Origin of the sequence: Saccharopolyspora griseoalba (genome assembly GCF_042665275.1) — a bacterium.
Lineage (GTDB): Bacteria > Actinomycetota > Actinomycetes > Mycobacteriales > Pseudonocardiaceae > Saccharopolyspora > Saccharopolyspora griseoalba.
This window is the reverse complement of record NZ_JBHTCJ010000021.1, coordinates 62956-69583: the sequence shown is the minus strand read 5'-3', so window position 1 is coordinate 69583 and position 6628 is coordinate 62956. Positions and strand designations below refer to the sequence as shown.

At 66.0% G+C, this 6628-nt stretch carries 5 protein-coding genes; all 5 read right to left on the bottom strand.

Annotation, left to right across the window (positions count from 1 at the left end; all coding sequences use genetic code 11):
• Positions 1-1455 precede the first annotated feature (1455 nt).
• Positions 1456-1638 (bottom strand): hypothetical protein, encoded by a 183-nt coding sequence (locus ACFQRI_RS26295; protein WP_380673212.1) that lies wholly within the window; start codon positions 1636-1638, stop codon positions 1456-1458.
• Between the two features lie 514 nt (positions 1639-2152).
• Positions 2153-2758: a hypothetical protein gene (locus tag ACFQRI_RS26290; protein WP_380673210.1), complete on the bottom strand. Its 606-nt coding sequence runs from the start codon at positions 2756-2758 to the stop codon at positions 2153-2155.
• A 162-nt stretch (positions 2759-2920) separates the two neighbouring features.
• Complete coding sequence (locus tag ACFQRI_RS26285; protein WP_380673208.1) at positions 2921-4624, bottom strand: hypothetical protein; 1704 nt, start codon at positions 4622-4624, stop codon at positions 2921-2923.
• A 107-nt stretch (positions 4625-4731) separates the two neighbouring features.
• Positions 4732-5013: a hypothetical protein gene (locus tag ACFQRI_RS26280; RefSeq protein ID WP_380673206.1), complete on the bottom strand. Its 282-nt coding sequence runs from the start codon at positions 5011-5013 to the stop codon at positions 4732-4734.
• A gap of 103 nt (positions 5014-5116) precedes the next feature.
• Positions 5117-6241, bottom strand: coding sequence for an AAA family ATPase (locus ACFQRI_RS26275; RefSeq protein ID WP_380673204.1), 1125 nt, complete (start codon positions 6239-6241; stop codon positions 5117-5119).
• Between the last annotated feature and the right edge of the window lie 387 nt (positions 6242-6628).

The window sequence follows — 6628 nt, the reverse complement described above, 5'->3', positions numbered from 1 at the left end:
CTGTCCTGCTCCGCAGGAACTAGGCGCGGCGCTCCGCGCGCGCCGGGCGGGTCGCGGGTGACGAGATCCGTTGCTCCGCAACGGTTCTCGTCTGATCGTGCGTCCTGTTTGGACCGTCCATACTCACCAGTGCTCGCGAAAGTTGTTGCTCCGCAACACTTTCACCGTACCGATCACACCACATGGTGTATACCTGTTGCTCCGCAACACCATTCACACACCATCCACATCAGACCCCCAACCGCACACCCACCACCTGCCGATTGGTGAACACCCCACTACACCACCACTCCCCACACCACAACCCATAAACCAGATTGGGGGCACACGCTCCGCGCGCACCCCCAAACCCTCACACTCCAAAACGAGCGGATTAGGCGCTCGACTCACGGGCCGCGGTTATGGCATGCGCACATGAACGAGCTTCCACCCGTCGGCCACGAGTTGCGGCACGTACGGCGCGAACTCCGCTGCGTCCTGCTTTCGCCGCCACACGCTGGGGCGGATGCCGTCGCTGGACAACGCCCACGCGTCGCGGTTGCCCGCCTCTGTGCGGGCCCCCACGACCCCGAATCCGACCCGCACCGCGCTCCAGGAGGCTTGGCGGCCGTCTTCGGTCCACACGGCGCCTGACAGATTTTCAGGGGCGAACTCGCCGTCTCCCGGCGCGGCCGGAACACCGAGGGATTCGGCCCAAATCTGGCGGCACGTCGCGTGCACGGCCGTCGACTCGAAACCTTGCTTACACACTCGGCACACTCGCATTGCCTGTTCCTCTCCTGCTGTTCGTGTGGCGGGGCGGTTATTCCCCGTTGGCGTTTTTGCTTTACGCCACTCCGCGTCGGACACAAGGGTTTCGCGGCCCCACACCACCAGGGGACTGGCGCACCACAACACCCTAGGGTTCGTCCGGTACCGCGCCGCCGGGCATGCAACTCAGCCGAGCTCGCGCGGGTGCCCGGCCGAGTTCGCCATACCTTTTACCCCGGACTGTGCGCGCGGGTAGTCCTAAAACCTAGAGGGCGAAACCCCGAGATCACATCAATCCTGGTGAACAGTACTAGCCACGAACGGAACAACGTCGGCTTGCCCAAGCCCAAAATGCCACGCGAGCGGCTCAATCGCCGTCGCAACCTCGCTATCGCTGTACTCGCACTGTTCGCCGTGGTCACGTGCGACCACATAGGTCCGGACAACACTCCAGCACGCAGCAGCCGTAGCCGGAGGAACGCGCGGGGCCGTGCCGTTCTCGGTCTCTCGCTCCTGAGTAGACGGAAGGCCTAGCGAGTTGCTCCACACTCGGCGGCATTGCTTGTGCTGATTAGCGTCTGTCATGCCTCCCCCGCATACCTTGCACATCCGCATTTTCTTACCTCCGCTCGCATTGTTCTATGTCGGGGGTCGGGACACCGCCCAGCTCCTCTCTTTTGGCAACTGGGCGGCGTGGACTCCTATTCAGTCTTCAACGTTGATAATATCGAAGAACTGACGACCAAACCTGCCAGTCAGGCTCACCCTCCGAACAATAACGTCATTGGAATCAACGACATTGAATCGAGTGTGCTCAGCCATTCCCGCGTTCAGCGCGTCATCGATAGCGGAAAAGTGGCGTCCGGGGAGGATGTCAACCGTGTACATGTTTGCTTCTCTCCTTTTGCTGGCGGAGTGCTGCCGGCAGTCTCGTTCCGCCCTATCCCAACACCCATTAATTTACCTGTTTTTGTTTGCACTGTCCAGCGGAGGCCGCCCCGCCCTCCGCCCCGGGGACTGGCGCGACTGGTTTCCGCGCGCAGCCGTCGTCCACCTGCTGCGCGCGGACGTTCCGCCAGTGCGTGAGTTGCTTGGGCGCAAACGTTACCGGGCCGGGCCGCGGGTGGCGACACTCGCAGGGAGCGCCGCCACCCGCGAACTACTCGGATCAGCCTGCGCCTTGTCGGTAAAGACCAGTCCGCGTCGGTGATGCGAGCCCCACACCGTGAAATAAGGCGCGGTCGAGCAGGTTCCTGCTGCCCAGCCCTCGTACGAGGTGCCCATCTCTTTTACTCCCTTCGCCGTTCTGCTTTCGCAAAACCTAAATTACCTGTTTTTGCTGTCGCTCCGCAAGCGGTGTACCCCTGGGGGACTGGCGCGCCCTAGATTCGGCTTTGAGTGACTAATTCGCGGAGCTCCTAGCGGGTGCGACGGCGACAGTGCCGTGTGCGGCGTCGTAGCGGAGTCCGTCCCACACGGCCGACGTCGCGGCTTCTTCGCTTATTTTCGCTTTCAGGTGCCGCAGACGGGCAACCCGCGCGTACACCCGAGACTGATCGGCCGCAGTCTCCTGCGCGTCGAAGACGCTCAGGAGCGAACCCTGTCCGTGCCGCTGGTTCGCGGCGGTGGCTGTGACCGTCTGGTCGGCATAGGCGCAGCGGTACAGCACCCCTTCCCACCTCGTTTCAGCCGCTCCCCGCTGGCCGGGCGCCAAGAGCTCGTTGCGGAGCTTCCGCAACCGCGCGTGCCGGGCAGGCGTGGTGTCGCGCTGCATCGCGCGGAGAATGGAATCCAGCGCGAGGCGCGCAGTCTCGCGGTACTCCGTCGCGGCGCCGGATTCCACGCAGTACAGGACGCCGTTAACGTTGATCTGGTCGAGGGCTCCGCGACGCACAAGCTCGCGTGCGTATTCGACCCGCTTCACTGCATCGGGGTCGTAGGGCTGCGCCGCGAGCAGCCTGGACCGGACCTTCTCAAAATGCCTGGTCAGGATTGCGGGATTCTTCACGGTCGATCCTCCGATCTGGTCGGTTATGGGGAGGTCCGCCACTGGCCATTATTTTACCTGTTTTTGTTGATGGTGGTGGGCAATCGCACCTCAGGGACTGGCGCAGCGCCAGTTCCCGCAGGGGCCGGCCGTCGCGACCAGGTGGGCCCCTGCGGGGTTGTTCTAGCTGGCGTCGCGTAGTGCGCGGACGGCTGCGGTCCCGATCTTGCGGGCGGAGTCCTTCGGGGTCTCCCCGAGGGTCTGCACCGCTGCCCGAGGAAACGGGCCGCTATAGCTCCTCCGCTCCGGGACCATCTCTAGGGCAACTTCCATCAGTTCGGTTCCGAGCCACAGAATGGCGCAGCCGCTTCGGCGAAGCTGTTCTGCCTGGTGCGCGCCGCGCGCCCACTGCTCATCCTTGTAAAAGCCATCCGAGAGGATGACCAGCAGGCGCGCGGCGCCTGGCCGCGACAGCCCTAGCGATGCGTCCAGTGAGTCCAGCGCGCCCGCCACGTCCTCGTAGGTGTCCGGGCAGCTGAATTCCTGCACCCGGCGGGGTGTCTGTCCGGGGCGGGTCAACTCTTGCACGTGGCGGCCGAACAGCGTGGTTGCGGTGGCGGCTTCGGCGTGCGCGTGGTTGGCCGCGTGAGCGAGCACCCACGCTGTGGAAGCCACAGCAGCCGCGTAATCGTCCATTGAGCCGGAGACATCGCAGGCAATACCCACTCTCAGCGGCGGAACGGGGGTGACCTGCCGCTCTGCGCGCGTGAACGGCTCTGCGGTCGGAATGCTTCCTGCTTGCCGCTGCGCGGTTGCGGCTACGACACCGCGCATCCGCAACCGGCCCGGCGGGACGGTCGAGGTGGTTTTCGTGGTGGCGCGGTCGCGAACTCCGGCGCGGTCGAACGCGCGTCCCAGCGTCCGCGCTGCGTTCCGCTCCGCGATGGTGGGCTCACGACGTCCGGACAAGTAGCCGCCCGACGCGTCTTCGCCCGCGTCGCTACTGGGCCCGGCCTCGTTGCTGCTGTCGCTGTCGCTGTCGCCGTTCTCGTGTTCATCACTGCTGTCGCTCTCGCCGGGCACGGCAGCCTCGTTCGTCGCTTCCTGCATGGCCCGGCCGAGTGGGGACGGTTCGCCGGTACCGCTGGAGACCGGTTCGGGCATCGGTTCAGCCTCGTCCGTGGCCAGAGCTTCGCACCAGCGGCGGCCGAGGTCGATCATGGTTTGTTCGTCATCGTCGGCGACCTCGTGCGCCTCACGCCAGATATCGCGCAGCGTGCGAAGCGTCTCGGTACCGAGCACCCGGCGGACAATCCGGGCAGTGGGGGCCGTCTCGTTGGTGGTGAACACACCCGCCCACGTACGCGCGAGCATCAGCGCGGCGGCGGAGGCCGCTGCGGCGCGGTCCATCTTGGCGTCGGCGGGCGCTTGGCTCAAGATGATGTGCCCCGCCGATGCGCGCAACCATTCGCGGTCTTCGGGGCGGCGGAGGATCTGCTGTGCCTCGATCCGCGATTCTTCGAGCAGCTTCGCAGCCTGCAGCGCTCCTATGGGGGCGCCCTGGCCGCGCCACTGTGTGTGTCGGGCGTGCGCGGCCTCGTGGACCAGGGCGCCCCAGAACACCGGGTAGCGGCGGCGGTCGGCGTGCCTGTACGGGTTCGCGGTCGCCGGATCCACGTCGCCGAGTAGGTCGCCGTCGATCTCGATCCGTCGATCGATCACGTGCAGGAGCGCGGTGCCGTTGGCCGCGCCCGGTGCGACCGCCACGAGTAGATCGGTGGCCTCGGCGTGATCGGGCACCTGGTCGGCGACGTCCGCCGAGAACTGAAGCCACGCTCCGCTCGGCACGGCACGAGCGGGAGCGGTGGTAGTGATGTGCCCTGGCATGTCGTTCTCCTCGTCTCAGCGTGTTCGGTCGCGATGGGGGGAGCTACCCCTCGCCTGGTGGGGTTGGTGGCGGGCCGGGCGGTGTTCCCGGCCCGCCTCTGGGACGCCTACTTGACGCACTCGCAGATCTCGACATCCACAGGAACGGTCCACTTGCGCCGGAACGTCTTAATGGCGTCGTCGCGGGTGTAGCGGCGCTCCCTGCTAGCCCGACTGAGGTCGTTCGGGTCGCCCTCCGAGCGGTAGGTGTACTGAGACACCGTGAAATCGCACCCCGCGTAGAGCTCACGGAGCCGGGACAGCGAGCTGGTCCGCGCGCACCCGTTTCGGTGAATGATCGCGGTACCCCCACCCTTGGCGGGGTGGAAGAAGTCGTTGATCAGGTACATCGTGGCCTCCCGTGTGTGGTGGTTGCCAGAAAATTACCTGTTTTTATTTCGAGGTTGCAAGCACGCCAGCCTCCGGGGACTGGCGCGCCAGCCAGTCCGGGCCTCAGAAAGTGACCTGTTCACCCAACGCCAGGGGCTCGGGCGCCTTGCCGAACGAATCCCGCACCGCTTCGGCGACCGCTTCGCGGTCCTCCTCCGGTGCGATGTTGACCAGGTTGCCCGCAGCGGCCGGTTCGCCAAGAACCTCCGCGAGCTTCTTGAAACCCAGCAACTCGCGCAGCTGCGGGGCCCAGCTCACTTCACCGTGTTCGGCGCGCTTGGCAAGGTTCTTGGCCACGCGCACGGCCTTCGGAGACACGCCCAGCTGTTCGGCAAGCGCGTAGTCTGAGGACACCTTGATATGCGCGGTAAACCGCGACGACAACGCATCGGTGAGCACCGCGCCATGAACCCCAGGATTGTGTCCGGCGATGACGTAGAATCCTGGCGCGGCGGTGATCACCTCACCGGCGTTCGCCTTGATCACGATCTCGCCCCGCCCGTCCATCGCCGGATAAACCACCGCGAGCACCGTCGGGCTAATCAGAGTCGCATCGTCAATGAACAACGCGCGGCCTTCCTTCATAGCACGCACCAACGGGCCGTGCGCGAACTCGAATCGGCCATCTGGCAGCTGGACGTACTCGCCCACGAAATCGCCCACCGTCGTGTCTGCGTCACCCTGCACTGTGATGGCGTCGTCGAACGCTGCCTCAACAACGGAGGTCTTGCCGGTCCCGGGCGGACCGTAGAGCAGGGCGGGCACCTTCGCGGCACGCAGCTTGCGCAGCGCGTCGACATCGGTCTTTCCGGCTAGCGCGCGGGGCTGGTAGGTGGTGCCGTTGGGGCGGGCGACCGGGCCAGTCACCTTCGCCGGAGCCTTGTACCCGGCGGGCTCAGGCTTCTTCGCTCCTGCGGGCTTGCGCTTGGACTTGGCCGCGGCGCGCGGTGCGGGGATCGCGGCGCCGGAATGCACCTCGGGGGTAATTCCGGTCGGAGCGTAGCGCACCGGCTTATCACTGACCTTGCGCGCGGCCCCCTTGGACTGCAGCGCTCCCAGCGCGTAACCCACGCCACCGGACGAGCTGCCCAGCGCGGCGGCAATCTCACCAGGGCTTGCGTTGCCGCGCGAATCCAGCTCGCGAGCAACCCGCTTCTGCAGCTCACCGGACGCCAGTCGCTTCGCCATTGCCTCTACCTCCGCTGTCGTTCCAGGTTGGGTGTCGGCGTGGTGGTCAGCCCCACCGACACCCAACAACTTACCTGTTTTTGTTTTTACTGATCAAGCGGTTCGGCAGTGAGGGACTGGCGCGACAGGCCGCCGACAACGCAGGAACGCAGGCATGTGCCCGACCGCCCGCCCCCGCGTGCACCTGCGCACCCGGGGGCGGGCGCCCCCGGGTGCGCAGGTGCACGCGTGCGGGTAGTGCGCCCACGAACGCGCGCACTGTGCACCCGCCGCCTGCGCTCCGCATAGGGTTCGGATCTGCCGCAGGCCTGACTGGACAGCCGGCGACCTGGGCATCATCCGAGATCGCCTCAGGTTGTTCGCGGCGGCGATTTGTCAAACAACCGC